The organism is Microbacterium sp. 71-23 (assembly GCF_001897265.1).
In the GTDB taxonomy this organism is placed as follows: Bacteria; Actinomycetota; Actinomycetes; order Actinomycetales; family Microbacteriaceae; genus Microbacterium; species Microbacterium ginsengisoli.
This window is the reverse complement of the sequence record NZ_MKSL01000017.1, coordinates 244,615-261,971: the sequence shown is the minus strand read 5'-3', so window position 1 is coordinate 261,971 and position 17,357 is coordinate 244,615. Positions and strand designations below refer to the sequence as shown.

The following is a 17,357-nucleotide window of genomic DNA, read 5'->3' as shown; positions in this document are numbered from 1 at the left end:
ACTCTACGAGGACTTCGCCGCGATCGCCTTCTCGAGTGCCGCCTCGTATTCGGGCTTCAGCGTGTCGACCCAGGTGACCGTCAGATGGTCCTGGTCGCGGTAGACGTTCGCACCACCGATGACGGGCGAGCAGGTCTTCGCGGTGCAGTACACATCGGTGAAGTCCAGCAAGGTCACGAGGTTCTGACCGGATGCCGCGTCCCGCACCGGATCGTTCGGATCCAGCAGGTCGGCACGCGCTCCCGTGCACGCACTCTCAGCCCGGGTGCGCAGGCACTTGTTCGGGTCGGTCTCCCACGCCGGATTGTCGACGGCGGTGATGACCGGGATGCCGCGCGATGTCAGGCTCTGCCACGCCTGTTGGTAGCCGGCGACCGCGGCGGCGTGCACCGAGGGATAGCTGCCCTTCGCATAGGGGGTGGAGGCGAGCGACGCCGTGTAGACGGCTGCGAACGAGGACGACGAGAGATCCTTCGTCACCGCCTCACGCCACGCCGTACACGCGTCTCCGAACGCACCGGGCGTCGACAGCGGTGTCGTGCTCAGCGGACACGCGCCCTTGAGGTACGTGACCAGATGCCACCCCTTCTCCTCCGCGATCCGCTTGAAGGTCGGCAGAAGTTGATAGGCGTGACTGTCGCCGACGAGCGCGACGCGCGGTGCGGACGGGTCCGTCGAGCCGAAGTCGCATACGGCCGGCACCGAGTCGGTCAGCTCGAGGAAGCACGAGGCATCCGACGGCGCATCGGCGCCCGCGAAACCCGGGGCCGGCAGGATCGTGCCCAGGTTCGCCGTCGGGGAGCACGAGGCATCCAGCACCGACTGCGCCCCGAAGCACGACGGCGGATTGTCGCGCAGCTGGGCGAGAGCGGCGACGCCCTGGTTGTAGGCGGGGGCATTGATCGCCCAGCCACCGACCGCCACCGCACCGACGACGACCATGGCGGCAAGGGATGTCCACAGCGAGAACGCGCCCCGACGCACCGTCAGCACCTTCCACCGGCGCGCCGGGTCCTCGACGAAGCGCTTGGTGAGCCAGGCGAGGATCACGCAGATCGCCAGCAGCGCGAGGCGGTGGTAGATGGACAGCCCCCAGAACGGAACCGACGGGGCGATAATGATGAGCGGCCAGTGCCAGAGGTAGAGCGAGTACGAGATGTCTCCGACGAACCGCATCGGACGGAGGCCGAGGATGCGCGTCGGGTACCACCACCGTCGAGTGTTGGATGCCGCGATGATCGCCGCCGCGCCGAGAGCCGGAACGAGCGCGGCGTAGCCGGGGAACAGCGTCTGGCCGTCGAAGCGGAACGCCGCCCACCCGAGCGCGATCACCCCGCCCCAGCCGAGCACGAAGCTCACGACCGGTTGACGTACCTGCAGCGCGGGGACGAGCGCGATGAGGGCACCGAGCCCGAATTCCCACATGCGTCCGAACGTCACGAAGTAGGCCGGGGCCGGGTCGGCGAGGGTGAGAACGATGCCAAAGATCAACGAGGCGATCGTGACGAGCACGACCATGATCACCACCGAGCGGCGGGTGCGCACGAGCGCGCGACGGGTGCGGCCGCGCAGGAGCTTCACGCCGATCCACGCCGCAACGAGGATGAGGAGCGGCCAGAGCACGTAGAACTGCTCTTCGAGGGACAACGACCAGTAGTGCTGAACGGTCGTCGGGTCGCTGGTGTGGTTGAGGTAGTCCGCCGAGGTGGCCGCGAGATACCAGTTCTCGACGTAGAACGTCGAGGCCACGATCTCCTTCACCTCGCGCTGGATCGACGAGATGGGCGTCAGGTAGGGCGACGACACCACGATCGCGCAGAACAGCAGCACGAGCAGAGCCGCAGGGAGCAGCCGTCGGGCACGTCGAGCCCAGAACTCGCGCAGCTTCACCCGACCCGTCTGCTCGAGTTCGCGCATGAGGTGCCCGGTGATGAGGAACCCTGAGATCACGAAGAAGACGTCGACACCGATGTATCCGCCGGTGATACGCCCGGGCCAGAAGTGATAGAGCACGACCAGCGCGACCGCGATCGCCCGGAGGCCCTGCACGTGGGGGATGAAGCGTGTCGAGCGATCCTGCACCCCTTGACCGTAGTCGCTCGGGCGCCGAACGCCACGGCGAACCGCCCGCACTCTCACGCGAGGTGGGTGAGCCGCCCGTCGAGCAGTGTCGCGACGACCGGCATCTCTCGCAGCTCCCGCTCCCCTGCGGCGAGCGGATCCGACGCGACGAGCGCCAGATCGGCGACGGCGCCGGGGGCGATGACATCGGGGGACGCACTGCCCCGATGGGTGGATGCCGCGAGCGCGACCTGGGCCGACACCCGCTCCGGCGCCGCCCAGGGCTCACGATCGCCCCGCGTGCGGTAGACAGCCGCGGCGATCGCCGCCCACGGATCGAGGGGCGAGACCGGGGCATCCGACCCGAACGTGACGTTCGCGCCGGCCGCGACCAGCGCCCGCAGCGGATAGGGCTGGGCGGTCTGGCCGGCCCAGAGCACATCGGTGAGGTCGCGGTCGTCGAGCGCGTGCACCGGCTGCACGCTCGCCGTCACGCCCAGCCGCGCGAAGCGGGGGATGTCGGCGTGGGCGACGAGCTGGGCATGCTCGATCGACCCCCACGCGCCCGTCACCGCGAACGCGTCGAGGGCGTGGCTGTTCGCGCGGTCGCCGATCGCGTGGATCGCGCATGCAAGCCCCGCCCCCGCGGCACGGGACATCCACTCCTGCAACTGTTCGGGCTCGACCGTGAGGAGCCCCCTGTCGTCGCCGCCCGGGTACGGATGGGAGCACGCCGCCGTGCGGGTGCCGAGAGAGCCGTCGGTGATCACCTTGAGCGATCCGACCCGCGCGAGACCCGCGGCATCCACCGCATCTCCGGTCACAAGCCCCTCGGCGATCGCCCGCTCGAGCTGCGGAGGGTAGACGCCGAACTCGGTGCGCACCACGTCGAAGCCCGCCCGCGTACGGCGCTCCCACGCCTCGGCATTCCACGCCATGTCGAGGTCGACCCAGCCGACCACCCCGCGCCGCGCAGCCGCCTGGGCTGCCCGCAGCACGAGCGCGTCGGCACGCTCGGTCCCGGCCGCATTGAGGCGGCGCGAGATCTCGAACGCGGGCTCCTCCCGCAGCATCCCGTCGTCGACCGTGAACCCCTCGCGCCGCAGCGCCGCGGAGTTCAGCCACACGCTGTGCACGTCGGCGTTGATGAGGTAAGTCGGGATGTCGCCGGTCTCCGCATCGATCAGGGCGAGGGTCGGCCGATCGGCCCAGAACGCGTCACGGAAGCCGGACCCCACCCGCGTGCCATCGGGAAGCGGCGCCGAGGCGCCCATGCGCGCGGCCGCCTCCGCCGCGGACGCGGTGCCTTCGAGGTCGACGCGCTCGGCGGCGAGAGCCCACTGCACGACGTGCACGTGGTGATCCCACAGCCCCGGCACGAGCCAGGCGCCGTCGGCGTCGATCGTCTCGCCGCGCGGGGCGAGCACGCCCGCCGGGGCGATGTCGGCGATCAGTCCGCCCTCGATCAGCACGTCGGCGGCGCCGGTGAACGGCAGCAGCTCGGTCCCCGGGCCCGCGATCCACACGTCCCGGATCGTGCCGACCGTCGCGCCGACCGCCGTCACGGACGCACCCGGGCCGCGTTCGCCCGGCGCATCTCCGCAGCGAGCGCAGGGTTCGCGTACGGCCCCGCGCCCTCGAGTTCGGCGATCACGTGCTCGACGGTCTCCACCGGGCGGTTCTGGCTCAGCTTGCGCTTGGCGACCACCCGCGTCGGTGTGAGGCGGAACCCGACCGTGCCGCGCTCGAGCCGCCGCACGAACTCGGGATCGTTCGGCGGCGCCCACATGAGCTTCGGATCGGGCAGCGGCGCCTCGAACCGCTGCACCAGGCCGTCGAGCACGCGCAGATTCTCCTCGCCCGACAGGATCTCGGGCACGCCGGCGAGGTGCACGGCGGTGAAGTTCCACGTCGGTACCGCGGGCGAGCCGTCGTACCAGCCCGGCGAGATGTAGCCGTGCGGCCCCTGGAAGATCACGAGCAGCTCGCTGTCGCCGAGGCCGTGGATCGCATCGTCGGGCTTGCCGACGTGTCCGACGATCGTGAGGTCGTCGCGCTCCGGATCGAGCAGCACCGCGTAGTGCGAGGCGATGATGCCATCGGGCGTGTGGGAGACGAGGGTCGCCCACGGGTTGGCCTCGATCACACGGCGAAGCTCGGCGACATCCGTCATCGCGAAACTCGGATTCTGACGCATCACGGTCCTCCTACGTCTGACAGCCCGGACACCAGTACAGCTTGCGCGCGCCCATCTCCTCCAGCACCACCGAGGTGCCGCAGCGCCGGCACGGGAGCCCGGTGCGGTGGTACACCCAGTGCCGGTCGTCGCGGTTCGCGAGCGCCAGCCGGTAGGCCTCGGGATCGAGGTCGTCCATGGTCATCATCTGGCCGGTCTCGACCCCCACCCGCAGCAGCCGCACCCAGTCGCGCCAGATCTCGCGCACCGTCTCCTCGGGCACGTCGCGACCGGGGGTGTGCGGGTCGAGACGGGCACGGAAGAGCAGCTCGGCCCGATACACGTTGCCGATGCCGCTGACGATCGACTGGTCCATGAGCAGCAGACCGATGGGCGTCGGCTTGCGGCGCACGGCCGCGACGAAGCGCTCTTCGCCCTCGTGCACGTCGTCGACGAGCGGGTCGGGTCCCAGCTTCGCGATCACCTGCGCGACCTCGTCGGCGGAGAGCAGCTCGCACGCCGTCGGACCGCGCAGATCGGCGCACGTGACGTCGGTCAGCAGCCGCAGGCGCACCTGCCCGACCACCGGCGGCGGCCATTCGTCCTCCCCCGCCAGGCCCGTGGTCTGCTCGGACATCCGCACGCGGGTGCGCCGCGGCGCTCCGATCGAGGTCAGCGAGTTCTCGCCCGTGGCATCCATGATCTGCTCGTCGGTGCCACGCTGGTTCGTCTGCCCCATGCGTCCGTTCGCCGAGGCGATCGTCGCGTCGACGCTGATCTGACCGGCGAAGTCCCAGGCGCCGTACATGCCCAGATGCACCCGCAGCCAGAGCGCATCGTCGAACTCGAGGAACATCTGCTTGCCGACGGCCCGCACACGGGTGGCGAACCGGCCGTCGAGCAGGGCCGCACCCTCGGCGAAACGGCCCTGCGGGCTGGATGCCGCCACCCGCCGGCCGACCACGTTCACCGCGAACTGACGGGCGATGCGATGGACGGAGTGTCCTTCGGGCATCGGCCGATCAGCCCGCTTCCGGATCGAACGAGCTCGACGCGTCGGCAACGACGTCGGCGACGCCCTGGCCCGCGCGGGGATCGGGCAGCAGCGACCCGTCGCGCTCGAAGTCGGCGATCTGCGCGATGCGGCGCACGTGGCGCTCCTCGCCCGAGAACGGCGTCGCGATGAACGTGTCGATGAGCGAGACGACCTCGTCGTAGGTGTGCTGACGTGCACCGATCGAGATCACGTTCGCATCGTTGTGCTCGCGCGCCAGCTCGGCCGTCGCGGTGTTCCACACGAGGGCGGCACGGATGCCGTCCACCTTGTTCGCGGCGATCTGCTCGCCGTTGCCGGACCCGCCGAACACGATGCCGAGCGTGTCGACGCCCGCCGCCTGATCGCGCACGACCGCCTGCGCCGCACGGATGCAGAACGCCGGGTAGTCGTCGACGGGGTCGTAGCTGATCGGCCCGTGGTCGACGACGTCGTGACCGGAGTCGCGGAGGTGCTGCTGAAGCTGGACGGAGAAGTCGAGGCCGGCGTGGTCGGTCGCGATGTGGATGCGCATGAGGACGATCCTAGGGAGCGATGCCCGCGGCGGCGGGCTTGAATCCGGCGCGGACGTTCTCACAGCACGCGGGGCGGCACACGTCGAACCACGGACCGAGATCGGTGCGGTGCGGCCGGTCGGCGGCCACGGTGCCCTCGAGGCGCTCGACCACCAGGTCGACGAGACCCGCGACATAGGCCGGATCGACACCGGGCGTGCGGGTGCGGACCGCACGCAGGCCCGCCTCGGCCGCGGCATCCAGAGCCTCGGTGTCGAGGTCCCACTTGACCTCCATGTGGTCGCTCACGAAGCCGAGCGGCACGATCGCGACGGCCTCCACTCCCTGCGCGGGCAGCGACTCGATCACATCGCACACGTCGGGCTCGAGCCACGGCTGGGTGGGCGGTCCGGAACGCGACTGGAAGACGAGCTCCCACCTGACGGCCTGTGCCGACGGGATCGCGTGCGCGACATCTGCCATGACGACCTCGGCCACCGCGCGATGCTGCGCCGCGTACGCGCCACCCTCGCCGAAGTCGACGTCGCGCGGACCCGAACGCTCGGCATCCGCGGTCGGCACGGAGTGGGTCGAGAAGAGCACCCGGATCTTCTCGGGGGCAACCCCGTCGGCGAGGAAGCCCGCGATCGCCTCCCGCACCCCATCGACGAACGGTGCGACGAAGCCGGGGTGGTCGAAGAACTGGCGCACCTTGTCGATCGTCACAGTGCCCGCGAGGCCGGTCTCGGTGAGCACGCGCGCGAAGTCCTCGCGGTACTGACGGCAGCTCGAGAACGAGCTGTATGCGCTCGTCGCCACCGCGATGAGCGTCGTGTGGCCGGCCTCGGCGGCAGCGGTGACAGCCTCATCGAGATAGGGCGTCCAGTTGCGGTTGCCCCAGTAGACCGGCAGGCGGATGCCGCGCGCGGCGAGCTCCGCCTCGAGCGCCGCCTTCAACGCGCGGTTCTGCGCATTGATCGGACTGATGCCATCGAAGTGCCGGTAGTGATGAGCGACCTCTTCCAGCCTCTCGTCGGGGATGCCGCGTCCGCGCGTGACGTTGCGCAGGAACGGAATGACGTCGTCCTGGCCCTCGGGCCCGCCGAACCCCGCGAGCAGGATCCCGTCGTAGGCCACCGGCTCCTCGATGTGGGCGGCGCCGCCGCCGGCGGCGGCGGAGGCGAAGGGCACGGATGTCTCGTCGGAGGTGATGCTCACGCGTCCATCCTCGCACCGCCATCCCGGTCATCGCTCGGTCCGCGTCAGTGCCGCGGCGTAGGGTGGAGGGGTTGTCGCCGGCGCCACCCGCGTCAGGAGCGACGTCCCCCTCGACCCACGGGAGAACCGACGTGCCTGGAGAGAACCTCACCCGCATCGAAGCGCAGGAGCGCCGCGCAATCGTCGACACCACCGCCTACGCGGTCGTGCTCGACCTGACCACCGGGCCGGAGGTGTTCCGCTCGACGACGACCGTCACGTTCACGGCCACGGCCGGGGCATCCACCTTCATCGACCTCATCGCCCGCACGGTGCACTCGGTCACCCTCAACGGACGCGCGCTCGACGCCGCGGCCGTGTTCGCTGACTCGCGCATCCAGCTCGACGGGCTCGAGGCCGAGAACACCCTCGTCGTCGATGCCGACGCGCTCTACACCAACACCGGCGAGGGACTGCATCGCTTCGTCGACCCCGTCGACGGCGAGGTGTACCTGTACTCCCAGTTCGAGGTGCCCGACTCGCGCCGCGTGTTCGCGGCGTTCGAGCAGCCCGACCTCAAGGCGACGTTCCAGTTCACCGTCACCGCGCCGGCGGCGTGGAAGGTCATCTCGAACTCCCCCACCCCCGAGCCGGTCGTCGACGGCGACGCCGCCACCTGGACGTTCGAGCCGACCCCGCGCATCTCCTCCTACATCACGGCGCTCATCGCGGGACCGTACGAGTCGACGTTCTCCGAGCTGACGAGCGCCTCCGGCCGCGTCATCCCGCTCGGCGTGTACGCCCGTAAGAGCCTGTGGGGATTCCTCGACGCCGACTACGTCTTCGAGAAGACCCGTCAGGGCTTCGCGTACTACGAGGAGAAGTTCGGCGTCCCCTACCCGTTCGCGAAGTACGACCAGCTGTTCGTGCCGGAGTTCAACGCGGGCGCGATGGAGAACGCGGGCGCGGTGACGTTCACCGAGACCTACGTCTTCCGCTCCAAGGTGACCGATGCCATCAAGGAGCGTCGCGTCGTCACGATCCTGCACGAGCTCGCCCACATGTGGTTCGGCGACCTCGTGACGATGAAGTGGTGGAACGACCTCTGGCTGAACGAGTCGTTCGCCGAGTGGGCCTCGACGATCGCGACCGCCGAGGCCACCGAATGGACCGAGGCCTGGACCACGTTCAACGCCATGGAGAAGACCTGGGCCTACCGTCAGGACCAGCTGCCCTCGACCCACCCCGTGTTCGCCGAGATCACCGACCTCGAGGACGTGCAGGTCAACTTCGACGGGATCACGTACGCCAAGGGCGGCTCGGTGCTCAAGCAGCTCGCCGCCTGGGTCGGTATCGATGCGTTCTTCGCGGGCGTCGGCGCGTACTTCCGGAAGCACCAGTGGTCGAACACGGAGCTGCGCGACCTGCTGGTCGAGCTCGAGGCCACCAGCGGCCGCGAGCTGACCGAATGGTCGAAGAAGTGGCTGGAGACCGCGGGCGTGAACACCCTCAGTCCCGTCATCGAGGAGGACGAGTCGGGAGTGATCACCCGCTTCGCGATCGCGCAGACCGCCCCCGCCGACTACCCGACCATCCGCCCCCACCGTCTGGGTGTGGGCTTCTACCAGCACCAGGGCGGCGCCCTCGTGCGCGTGCACCACGTCGAGCTCGACGTGGACGGCGATCTCACCGAGGTGCCGGAGCTCGCCGGTCTCGCGCGCCCCGACCTCGTGCTGCTCAACGACGAGGACCTCGCCTACGCGAAGATCCGCCTCGACGAGCGCTCGCTGAAGACCGCGATCGCCCACCTCGCCGACATCAGCGACCCGCTCGCCCGCTCCCTCGTGTGGGGCGCGGCCTGGGACCAGACGCGCGACGCGGAGGCCGCGGCATCCGACTACGTCGACCTCGTGCTCGGCAACATCGGCACCGAGACGGAGTCGACCACGATCCGCACGACGCTGGCGCAGCTGCTGCTCGCGGCGACCGCGTACGTCGCCCCCGCGACCCGTGAGGCCACCCGCGTGCGGGTCGCCGACACGCTGTGGGAGCTCGCGCAGGGCGCTGCCGCCGGCAGCGACAGCCAGCTGCAGTTCACCACCGCGTTCGCCTCCGCCGCGGCCACCCGCACCCAGCACGAGACCGTGCGGGCGCTGCGCGACGGCGTGATCGCGCTCGACGGCCTCGAGATCGATGCGGACCTCTCGTGGGCCCTCCTCGTCTCGCTCGCCGCGGGTGGGCTGGTCACCGCGGCCGACATCGACGACGCACTCGCCGCGGACAACACCGCAAAGGGTGCCGAGCTCGCCGCACAGGCCAAGGCGGCACTGCCCGACGCGGCGTCGAAGCAGCTCGCGTGGGACTCGCTCGTCGGCAAGGCCGACCTTCCGAACACGATCGTGCGCTCCGCCGCGCTCGGCTTCGTGCACCCGGCGGGTCGCGACCTGCTCGACGCGTTCGTCGCGCCCTACTTCGAGAACCTGCTGCCGATCTGGGGCTCGCGCACCTACAAGATCGCCGAGTACCTCATCGCGGGCCTCTACCCGGCGCCGCTCGCGAACGCCGCGCTGCGCGACGCGACGCAGGCCTGGCTCACGGCGAACGCCGACGCGCCCGCGGCGCTGCGCCGCCTCGTGAACGAGAACCTCGCGGGTGTCGAGCGGGCGCTGCGCGTGCAGGAACGCGACGCGGAGTGATCTGACAGACGGATGCCCCGGCCCACCCAGGTGCGGCCGGGGCATCCGTCGTTAGGCTGGACCTGATGTGGAATCTCGCCGACACTCCGGCCGCTGAAGGCGGCATCGACTGGGCGGGGCTGGGCACCGCCATCGTGACCTGGCTGATCGCCGCGGGCTGGAACCTGCTCGCCGTCGTCATCGTCGTGGTCGTCTCGATCGTGGTGGTGTGGGTGCTGCGACGGCTGATCCGCCGCATCGTCACGCGCATCGTCAACGGCGCGAAGGAGAAGGCGCACGTCGACGACACACAGGCGCTCGACCGGTCGCCGCTCGCGGCCGTGAGGCTTGTGCAGCGCACGCGCACGCTCGGGTCGATCCTGTCGAACATCGTGAACGTCACGGTCGTGATCATCGCGGCGCTGTTGATCGTCAACATCCTCGCGCCGACGGCCCTCGGGTCGCTCACCCTGCTGACCGCGGCACTCGGTGCGGGCCTCGGTTTCGGCGCGCAGAACATCGTCAAGGATGTGCTCAACGGCATCTTCCTGGTCGCCGAGGATCAGGTGGGCATCGGCGACGTCGTCGACCTCGGGCTGGCGACCGGAGTCGTCGAGTACGTGAGCGTGCGCATCACCCACGTGCGTGACGTGAACGGCACTCTCTGGTACGTGCGCAACGGCGAGATCACGCGCATCGGCAACATGTCGCAGGGCTGGTCTCGCGTGATCATCGACCTGGCCGTCCCTGTCGACGCCGACGTCGCGGAGGTCGAGAAGCACATGCTCGAGGCGGCCCGCGCGCTCGCGAAAGACCCGAAATGGCGCACCCGCATTATCGAGCAGCCGGAGATCTGGGGTCTCGAGTCGATCACCGGCGACGCACTCGTCATCCGGCTCGTCATGAAGACGCGGTCGAACGCGAAAGACGACGTCGCGCGCGAGCTGCGGATGCGCCTCAAGCGCGCGGTCGACGAGATGGGCATCAGACTCCCGCAGCTGAACTCGATCATGCTGTCGGGGCTCGAAGGCGCCGGTCGCGTACGCGGCGCCAACCCGCCCCGTACCCGGCCGAATCCGGTGGTCGAGCGACCGGTCTGGAAAGCGAAGCGCACGGCCGCCGAGGCATCCGATGAGGCACCGGAGCCGAAGGGTCCGATCACGAAGCCGTCCCCGACGGATGCTGCAACGCGGCGCCCCGTCGAGAAGAAGCCGCGCACGCGCCCCGCTCCGAAGGACGAGAGCACGGGCGAGAAGGACGAGACACCATGAGCGAGCCCTCCCCCGACGCCCCGTCCCTGTTCGAGCAGATGGGCGGACGCCCGGCCTTCGCCCGGCTCGTCGACACGTTCTACCGCGGCGTCGCCGAAGACGACGTGCTGCGGCCGATGTACCCCGAAGAGGATCTGGAGCCCGCCAAGGAGCGTCTGCTGCTGTTCCTCGAGCAGTATTGGGGCGGACCGTCGACCTACAGCGAACAGCGCGGGCACCCCCGCCTGCGGATGCGGCATATGCCGTTCCACGTGAACGCGGACGCCCGCGACCGGTGGCTGGCCCACATGCGCGACGGCGTCGACGATCTCGACCTGCCGCCCCTGCTCGAGGCCACACTGTGGGACTATCTCCAACGGGCCGCGTTCGCGATGGTGAACACGTTCGAGCCCACCCCCGGAGCACCGACGAAGGAGTCGTGATGACCGCACCCGTGACCCCCTCTACCGATGTCCTCGTGATCGGATGGGGGCTCGCGGGACTCGTCGCGACCGCCGAAGCGGTGCGACGCGGCAAGCGGGTCGTGATCGTCGACCAGGAGCCGCGCACGAACCTCGGCGGACAGGCGTGGTGGTCGTTCGGGGGCCTGTTCCTCGTCGACTCGCCCGAACAGCGACGGCTGGGCATCCGAGACAGCCTCGAGCTCGCCCGCCAGGACTGGTTCGCGACGGCAGGCTTCGACCGCGACGACGACGCGTGGCCTCGACGATGGGCGGAGGCCTACCTCGACTTCGCCGCGGGCGAGAAGCGCGCGTGGCTGCACGATCTCGGCGTGCGCATCTTCCCCGTGGTCGGCTGGGCGGAGCGGGGCGGCTACACGGCGCTCGGCCCGGGCAATTCCGTGCCCCGCTTCCACATCACGTGGGGCACGGGACCCGGCATCGTCGCCCCGTTCGAGCGCGCGGTGCTCGCCGCCGAGGCGGACGGCCTGGTGACGATCCTTCCCCGCCACCGCGTCGCCGAGCTGATCACCGAGTCGGGTGCGGTGGTCGGCGCGCGGGGCGACATCCTCACCGATTCGGATGCCGCGCGCGGCGTCGCCTCGACCCGCGAGGTCGCGGGCGCGTTCGAGGTGCGGGCGACGGCGACGATCGTGTCGTCCGGCGGCATCGGCGGCAATCACGACGCGGTGCGTCGCATGTGGCCCGACCGGCTCGGTACGCCGCCGTCGACGATGGTGACGGGCGTGCCCGCCTACGTCGACGGACGGATGATCGACACGGCCGGAGCCGCGGGGGCGCGCCTCATCAACCGCGACCGCATGTGGCACTACGTGGAGGGCATCCAGAACTGGAACCCGATCTGGCCGGGCCACGGCATCCGCATCCTGCCCGGTCCCTCGTCGATCTGGCTCGACGCGACCGGTCACCGGCTCCCCACGCCGCTCTTCCCGGGCTTCGACACGCTCGGCACGCTCGCTCACCTGCGCACGACCGGCCACGATCACTCCTGGTTCGTGCTCTCCCAGAAGATCATCGAGAAGGAATTCACGCTCTCGGGGAGCGAGCAGAACCCCGATCTGACCGGCAAGGACATCGGGCTGCTCGTGCGGTCGCGTCTCGGCAAGGGCGCCGCCGCACCCGTGCAGGCCTTCCTCGACCACGGCGCCGACTTCGTGGTGCGCGACACCCTCGACGACCTGCTGGCCGGCATGCGGGCCCTGCCCGGCGGCGACGCGCTGGATGCCGAGGCCGCACGCGCGGAGGTCATCGCGCGCGACCGCGAGCTGGCGAACCCGTTCACGAAGGACGCGCAGGTCGCGATGCTGCGCTCTGCGCGGTCGTTCCGCGGCGACCGGCTCATCCGCACCGCCACGCCGCACCCGATCCTCGATCCCCGGTCGGGTCCGCTCATCGCCGTGAAGCTGCACGTGCTCACCCGCAAGTCCCTCGGTGGCATCGAGACCGATCTCGACTCGCGCGCCCTGGGCGCGGACGGGACGCCGATCCCGGGCCTCTACGCCGCGGGTGAAGCTGCGGGGTTCGGCGGCGGCGGTGTGCACGGGTACCGTGCGCTCGAGGGCACGTTCGTGGGTGGATGCCTCTTCTCGGGTCGTGCCGCGGGGCGGGCGGCATCCCGCGCGGTGTGACGAGCCGTCAGCTACCGGTGCGGCGCACGGCGGTCATCGACGGCCGCCGCGGAACCCGCAGCAGCACGTGTCCGCGCGCCAGGCTCACCCGGCGCCACCCGTCTGCCTGGAACACCACCGCCTGTTCGTCGCCCCCGATGAAACCGAGAGCGAAGGCCGCGAACGCGACGCCCCGCGGCATCCCGTCGAGTTCGGCGTCGCCGACCGACCAGATCGTCGCGCGGGTCGAGCGTACGACGTCCTCCCCCGGGTTGTGGGGCAGCGCCTCGGCGACGGCGGTCATCCCGCCCTGGGCGATGCGCGCGACCGTTGACGCAGACACGGATGCGACCCGCTCCCACCCGCCCTGGGGCGGCGCGATGCCCGCCCACGCGGCGCGCACGGCGGACGCGGGCAGTGAGACCTCGGTGTCGACGGATGCCGCGGCGAGCCCGGTCGCCTCGACCACCAGGTCACACTCCAACTCGGCGTCCACCGGGAGGATGCGCAGGGCCAGCACCGTCGGGGCCGCGTCGAGCAGGGTGCGCGGTGCCAGCACCGCCGTCGACATCACGAGGCGTCCCCCGGCAGCCTGCAGACGCACGGCCGCGTCGGTGTCGAGGGTCGCCGCGCGACGCGCGAAGGTGAGGGCGTCCGCCGCGGCATGGGCGTCCGGGAAGACGAGGCGGGGAGACATCCGCTCTAAACTACCAAGCGGCCCGCGGAGGCCTCGGGAGGAGCGGCATGTCCGAGAGCGAAGCGATCGCACGGTGGCGTGAGGACCCGGTGGCGGGGCTGCTGGGGGTATTCGACCTCACCGACACGGGCGCGCGCACGACAGAGGACATCTTCACGGCGTCGTCGCACTTCATGCCGAGTGGTCGCATCTTCGGCGGGCAGGTGCTCGCGCAGTCGATGCTCGCCGCCTCCCGCACGGTCGGGGACGACCGTGTCATCCACTCGATGCACGGCTACTTCCTCCGGCCCGGAGACGCGTCGCAGGACATCACGCTCTCCGTCGACCGCATCCACGACGGCCGGTCGTTCTCGACCCGCCGCACCCAGGCGTACCAGGGCGGCGCCCCGATCCTGTCGATGATCGCGTCGTTCCAGGTGCCGGACGACGGGCTGGAGCACGCGGCATCCTTCGACTGGGACGTGCCGTCCCCCGAGGAGCTCGGTGACCAGGAGACAGCGCTCACGCGCGTGACGTCGTTCAGCGGGCTGCGTCTGACCGATCGTCCCATCGAACTGCGCTACGTCGAGGGGCCCGTCTACATGCGGGTCGACGGTGCGCACGTGCCGCACCAGGCGGTGTGGGCGCGACTGCGGCGGCCGATCGGCGACGATCCGCTGCTGCATCGGGCTGCGCTCGCGTACCTCAGCGACCTGAGCATCCAGGAGTCGATCCTGCGTGCGCACGGCATCGCGTGGGCCACGCCGGGGATGAAGGTCGCGAGCCTCGACCACGCCATGTGGTGGCATCGTGACGGACGCGTCGACGATTGGGTGCTCTACGCGCAGGAGTCGCCGAACGCCCGCGGCGGGCGGGGGCTGGCGACCGGCCGCATCTACACCCGCGACGGCGACCTGCTCGCCTCGACGGCGCAGGAGGTCATGGTGCGACTTCCCGTCAGCGACGGTGCGCGTAGCTGATCGAAGGGCCCGCGTACGGCTCCCACGCGGCACGAAGGGTCTCGGGCAGGCGCACGGGTCGCCCGCTCACCGGGTCGACGAGCACGATCACCGCGGATGACTTCGCGTACAGCTTCTGCTCGCCGCCCGTCGCGGGGCTGAACACCTCGTAGCAGACCTCGACGCTCGATCCGCCGACCGTGCCGAACCACAGCTGCACGTCCAGCGGGTTGCGCTGGTAGGGCACGGGCAGCAGGTACTCGATCTCCTGCCGCGCGATGAGCGTCATCGGTCCGCCGTCCTCGACGGATGCCGGCAGCACCGCGGTGGGTGGGGCATCTTCCCCGTCTCCGGGCAGCCAGAAGGCACGCACGCGCGCCTCCTCGAGGAGCTTGAGCATCGCCGTGTTGTTGACGTGGTTGTACGCGTCGAGGTCTCCCCATCGCAGATGGATGGGGATGTGGACGCGCCTATGCGCGGCCCCGGACGGCTCGTCAGTCACGCGTCAGCTTGCGGTAGGTGGAGCGGTGGGGGTTGGCCGCATCGGCGCCGAGCCGCTCGATCTTGTTCTGCTCGTAGGCCTCGAAGTTGCCCTCGAACCAGTACCACCGGTCGGGGTCCTCATCGGTGCCCTCGTAGGCGAGGATGTGCGTCGCGATGCGGTCGAGGAACCACCGGTCGTGGGTGATCACGACGGCGCATCCCGGGAACTCGAGCAGTGCGTTCTCGAGCGACTGCAGCGTCTCGACGTCGAGGTCGTTCGTCGGCTCGTCGAGCAGCAGCAGGTTGCCGCCCTGCTTGAGGGTGAGCGCGAGGTTCAGGCGGTTGCGCTCACCACCGGAGAGCACGCCGGACTTCTTCTGCTGGTCGGGCCCCTTGAAACCGAACTTCGAGACGTAGGCGCGCGACGGGATCTCGGTCTTGCCGACGGTGATGATGTCGAGTCCGTCGGAGACGACCTCCCAGAGCGTCTTCTCCGGGTCGATGCCCGCACGGGACTGGTCGACGTAGCTGATCTTGACCGTCTCGCCGATCTTCAGATCTCCTCCGTCGAGCGGCTCGAGACCGACGATCGTCTTGAACAGCGTCGTCTTTCCGACGCCGTTCGGGCCGATGACGCCGACGATGCCGTTCGGCGGGAGACTGAAGCTCAGTCCGTCGATGAGCGACCGGCCGTCGAAGCCCTTCTGGAGCTTCTTCGCCTCGATCACGACACTGCCGAGGCGCGGCCCCGGCGGGATCTGGATCTCCTCGAAGTCGAGCTTGCGGGTGCGCTCGGCCTCCGCGGCCATCTCCTCATAGCGCGCGAGACGGGCCTTCGACTTCGCCTGGCGGCCCTTCGCGTTCGAACGGACCCAGTCGAGCTCTTCGGCCAGGCGCTTCGCGAGCTTGGCATCCTTCTTGCCCTGCACGTCGAGTCGTTCGGCCTTCTTCTCGAGGTAGGTCGAGTAGTTGCCCTCGTAGCCGATGAGCCGGCCGCGGTCGACTTCGGCGATCCACTCTGCGACGTTGTCGAGGAAGTACCGGTCGTGGGTGATCGCGATCACCGCACCGGGGTACTTCTGCAGGTGCTGCTCGAGCCAGAGCACGCTCTCGGCGTCGAGGTGGTTGGTGGGCTCATCGAGCAGGAGCAGGTCGGGCTTCTGCAGTAGCAGCTTCGTCAGCGCGACGCGTCGCTTCTCACCGCCCGAGAGAGGAGCGATCGCCGCATCTCCGGGCGGGGTGCGCAATGCATCCATCGCCTGCTCGAGCTGCGAGTCGAGGTCCCACGCGTCGGCCGCGTCGATCTCCTCCTGCAGGACGCCCATCTCGGCGAGCAGAGCGTCGAAGTCGGCGTCGGGGTCTGCCATGAGGCCGGAGATCTCGTTGAAGCGGTCGAGCTTCGCCTTGATGGCGATGCCGTCCTGGATGTTCTCGAGCACCGTCTTGCTCTCGTCGAGCTCGGGCTCCTGCATGAGGATGCCGACGGTGAACCCGGGGCTGAGCTTCGCGTCGCCGTTCGAGGGGTGGTCGAGACCGGCCATGATCTTGAGGATCGTCGACTTGCCGGCACCGTTGGGACCGACCATGCCGATCTTCGCGCCGGGGAGGAACGCCATCGTGACGTCGTCGAGGATGAGCTTCTCGCCGACGGCCTTGCGGGCGCGGACCATCTGGTAGATGTATTCAGCCATAGCCGCCCCAGTCTACGGGGGCGAGAGTCGCCGCGTCGGACGGTGCTGACGGGCTACCAGTTGATCGGACGGGTCTGTCCGATCAGGCAGCCGCCGGAAACGAGGCCCGGGGCGACCTCTGTCACCGGACTCGCGATGGTCGGGCCCACCTGTCCGATCAGACATTCGTCGCCGAGACGAACGGAGAACTGAAGGCTCTCGACTGCGCGTCCGATCGTGGTCTCATCGTTCGTGACCTGCATGTCGGCCTTCGAGAAGCCGTCGGCGACCAACGCGTCGATGTAAGCCCTGCCGTGAACCTGATCCGGACCGCTCCATACGCTCGCCACCGTCTGGGCGAAGATCGGCAGGTTCTGCTGAGCCGTGCCTCCCGGGACGAACGCCACTGGTCCCGATGCCGTCGGGGTGGACGTCGGCGTAGCCGACGACACCGCGACGGACGGAGTCGGAGATGGAGCCGGTGTGGAGGTGCACCCCGCGAGAAGAGCGAGCGCCCCCGCCGCGCAACCGGCGGCGATCAGTTGCACGGAGGAGCGGAACCGGGTCACAGCG

Annotated in this window: 15 protein-coding genes; 5 read left to right on the top strand and 10 right to left on the bottom strand. The window is 69.9% G+C overall.

All coding sequences use genetic code 11. The annotated features are described in order from the left end of the window. Nucleotides 1–3: 3 nt before the first annotated feature. From BGO15_RS07890 to BGO15_RS07865, 6 genes are read right to left on the bottom strand one after another with little or no spacing between them, the layout of a single operon-like run. A complete protein-coding gene (locus BGO15_RS07890) occupies nt 4–2,082 on the bottom strand; it encodes an acyltransferase family protein (protein ID WP_056208651.1) in 2,079 nt (692 codons plus the stop codon). 53 nt (nt 2,083–2,135) lie between these two features. After that, the gene (locus tag BGO15_RS07885; RefSeq protein WP_056208648.1) at nt 2,136–3,626 is read right to left on the bottom strand and encodes an amidohydrolase; all 1,491 of its coding nucleotides are present in this window, start codon (nt 3,624–3,626) and stop codon (nt 2,136–2,138) included. Continuing rightward, on the bottom strand, nt 3,623–4,258 hold the full coding sequence (locus tag BGO15_RS07880) for an FMN-binding negative transcriptional regulator (protein ID WP_056208643.1): 636 nt from the start codon (nt 4,256–4,258) through the stop codon (nt 3,623–3,625). Before BGO15_RS07880 ends, BGO15_RS07885 begins: the two co-directional genes overlap by 4 nt. A 10-nt stretch (nt 4,259–4,268) precedes the next feature. Further along, nucleotides 4,269–5,252: an Fpg/Nei family DNA glycosylase gene (locus tag BGO15_RS07875; protein WP_056518597.1), complete on the bottom strand. Its 984-nt coding sequence runs from the start codon at nt 5,250–5,252 to the stop codon at nt 4,269–4,271. Between the two features lie 7 nt (nt 5,253–5,259). Continuing rightward, nucleotides 5,260–5,805, bottom strand: coding sequence for a ribose-5-phosphate isomerase (locus BGO15_RS07870; RefSeq protein ID WP_056208635.1), 546 nt, complete (start codon nt 5,803–5,805; stop codon nt 5,260–5,262). A gap of 10 nt (nt 5,806–5,815) precedes the next feature. Continuing rightward, complete coding sequence (locus BGO15_RS07865; RefSeq protein ID WP_156454699.1) at nt 5,816–6,997, bottom strand: ferrochelatase; 1,182 nt, start codon at nt 6,995–6,997, stop codon at nt 5,816–5,818. 137 nt (nt 6,998–7,134) lie between these two features. Between BGO15_RS07865 and pepN the strand changes: the two genes are divergently transcribed. The 4 genes from pepN to BGO15_RS07845 all read left to right on the top strand — a co-directional run bounded on the left by pepN (nt 7,135) and on the right by BGO15_RS07845 (nt 13,017). Further along, complete coding sequence (pepN, locus tag BGO15_RS07860; RefSeq protein WP_056208627.1) at nt 7,135–9,678, top strand: aminopeptidase N; 2,544 nt, start codon at nt 7,135–7,137, stop codon at nt 9,676–9,678. A 65-nt stretch (nt 9,679–9,743) separates the two neighbouring features. Further along, nucleotides 9,744–10,928 carry a mechanosensitive ion channel family protein gene (locus BGO15_RS07855; RefSeq protein ID WP_082483173.1) on the top strand — a complete coding sequence of 395 codons (1,185 nt, stop codon included), beginning with the start codon at nt 9,744–9,746 and terminating at the stop codon, nt 10,926–10,928. Then, nucleotides 10,925–11,350: a globin gene (locus tag BGO15_RS07850; protein WP_056208622.1), complete on the top strand. Its 426-nt coding sequence runs from the start codon at nt 10,925–10,927 to the stop codon at nt 11,348–11,350. The genes BGO15_RS07855 and BGO15_RS07850 overlap by 4 nt, the downstream gene beginning before the upstream one ends. Beyond that, a complete protein-coding gene (locus BGO15_RS07845; protein ID WP_056208620.1) occupies nt 11,350–13,017 on the top strand; it encodes an FAD-binding dehydrogenase in 1,668 nt (555 codons plus the stop codon). Before BGO15_RS07850 ends, BGO15_RS07845 begins: the two co-directional genes overlap by 1 nt. A 7-nt stretch (nt 13,018–13,024) precedes the next feature. Here the strand turns inward: BGO15_RS07845 and BGO15_RS07840 are convergent, their stop codons facing one another. After that, nucleotides 13,025–13,693 (bottom strand): DUF8185 domain-containing protein, encoded by a 669-nt coding sequence (locus BGO15_RS07840; protein WP_273188264.1) that lies wholly within the window; start codon nt 13,691–13,693, stop codon nt 13,025–13,027. A 47-nt stretch (nt 13,694–13,740) separates the two neighbouring features. On the opposite strand from BGO15_RS07840, the gene BGO15_RS07835 reads away from it, so the two are divergent. Continuing rightward, nucleotides 13,741–14,652: an acyl-CoA thioesterase gene (locus BGO15_RS07835; protein WP_056208615.1), complete on the top strand. Its 912-nt coding sequence runs from the start codon at nt 13,741–13,743 to the stop codon at nt 14,650–14,652. Here BGO15_RS07835 and BGO15_RS07830 read toward each other — a convergent pair. The 3 genes from BGO15_RS07830 to BGO15_RS07820 are packed head-to-tail and all read right to left on the bottom strand — an operon-like array spanning nt 14,630 to nt 17,353. After that, nucleotides 14,630–15,133, bottom strand: coding sequence for an acyl-CoA thioesterase (locus BGO15_RS07830; protein WP_056208612.1), 504 nt, complete (start codon nt 15,131–15,133; stop codon nt 14,630–14,632). The two genes, BGO15_RS07835 and BGO15_RS07830, sit on opposite strands and share 23 nt — an antisense overlap. Continuing rightward, nucleotides 15,126–16,805 carry an energy-dependent translational throttle protein EttA gene (gene ettA, locus BGO15_RS07825; protein ID WP_056518600.1) on the bottom strand — a complete coding sequence of 560 codons (1,680 nt, stop codon included), beginning with the start codon at nt 16,803–16,805 and terminating at the stop codon, nt 15,126–15,128. The genes BGO15_RS07830 and ettA overlap by 8 nt, the downstream gene beginning before the upstream one ends. A 53-nt stretch (nt 16,806–16,858) precedes the next feature. Beyond that, nucleotides 16,859–17,353, bottom strand: coding sequence for a DUF6993 domain-containing protein (locus tag BGO15_RS07820; protein ID WP_200930897.1), 495 nt, complete (start codon nt 17,351–17,353; stop codon nt 16,859–16,861). Nucleotides 17,354–17,357 lie beyond the last annotated feature (4 nt).

Coding starts and splice junctions, on each gene's coding strand:
- BGO15_RS07880 (WP_056208643.1), bottom strand. CDS start 4,258: ATGCGTCAGAATCCGAGTTTCGCGATGACGGATGTCGCCGAGCTTCGC.
- BGO15_RS07835 (WP_056208615.1), top strand. CDS start 13,741: ATGTCCGAGAGCGAAGCGATCGCACGGTGGCGTGAGGACCCGGTGGCG.
- BGO15_RS07845 (WP_056208620.1), top strand. CDS start 11,350: ATGACCGCACCCGTGACCCCCTCTACCGATGTCCTCGTGATCGGATGG.
- ettA (WP_056518600.1), bottom strand. CDS start 16,805: ATGGCTGAATACATCTACCAGATGGTCCGCGCCCGCAAGGCCGTCGGC.
- BGO15_RS07855 (WP_082483173.1), top strand. CDS start 9,744: ATGTGGAATCTCGCCGACACTCCGGCCGCTGAAGGCGGCATCGACTGG.
- BGO15_RS07840 (WP_273188264.1), bottom strand. CDS start 13,693: ATGTCTCCCCGCCTCGTCTTCCCGGACGCCCATGCCGCGGCGGACGCC.
- BGO15_RS07875 (WP_056518597.1), bottom strand. CDS start 5,252: ATGCCCGAAGGACACTCCGTCCATCGCATCGCCCGTCAGTTCGCGGTG.
- BGO15_RS07870 (WP_056208635.1), bottom strand. CDS start 5,805: ATGCGCATCCACATCGCGACCGACCACGCCGGCCTCGACTTCTCCGTC.
- BGO15_RS07850 (WP_056208622.1), top strand. CDS start 10,925: ATGAGCGAGCCCTCCCCCGACGCCCCGTCCCTGTTCGAGCAGATGGGC.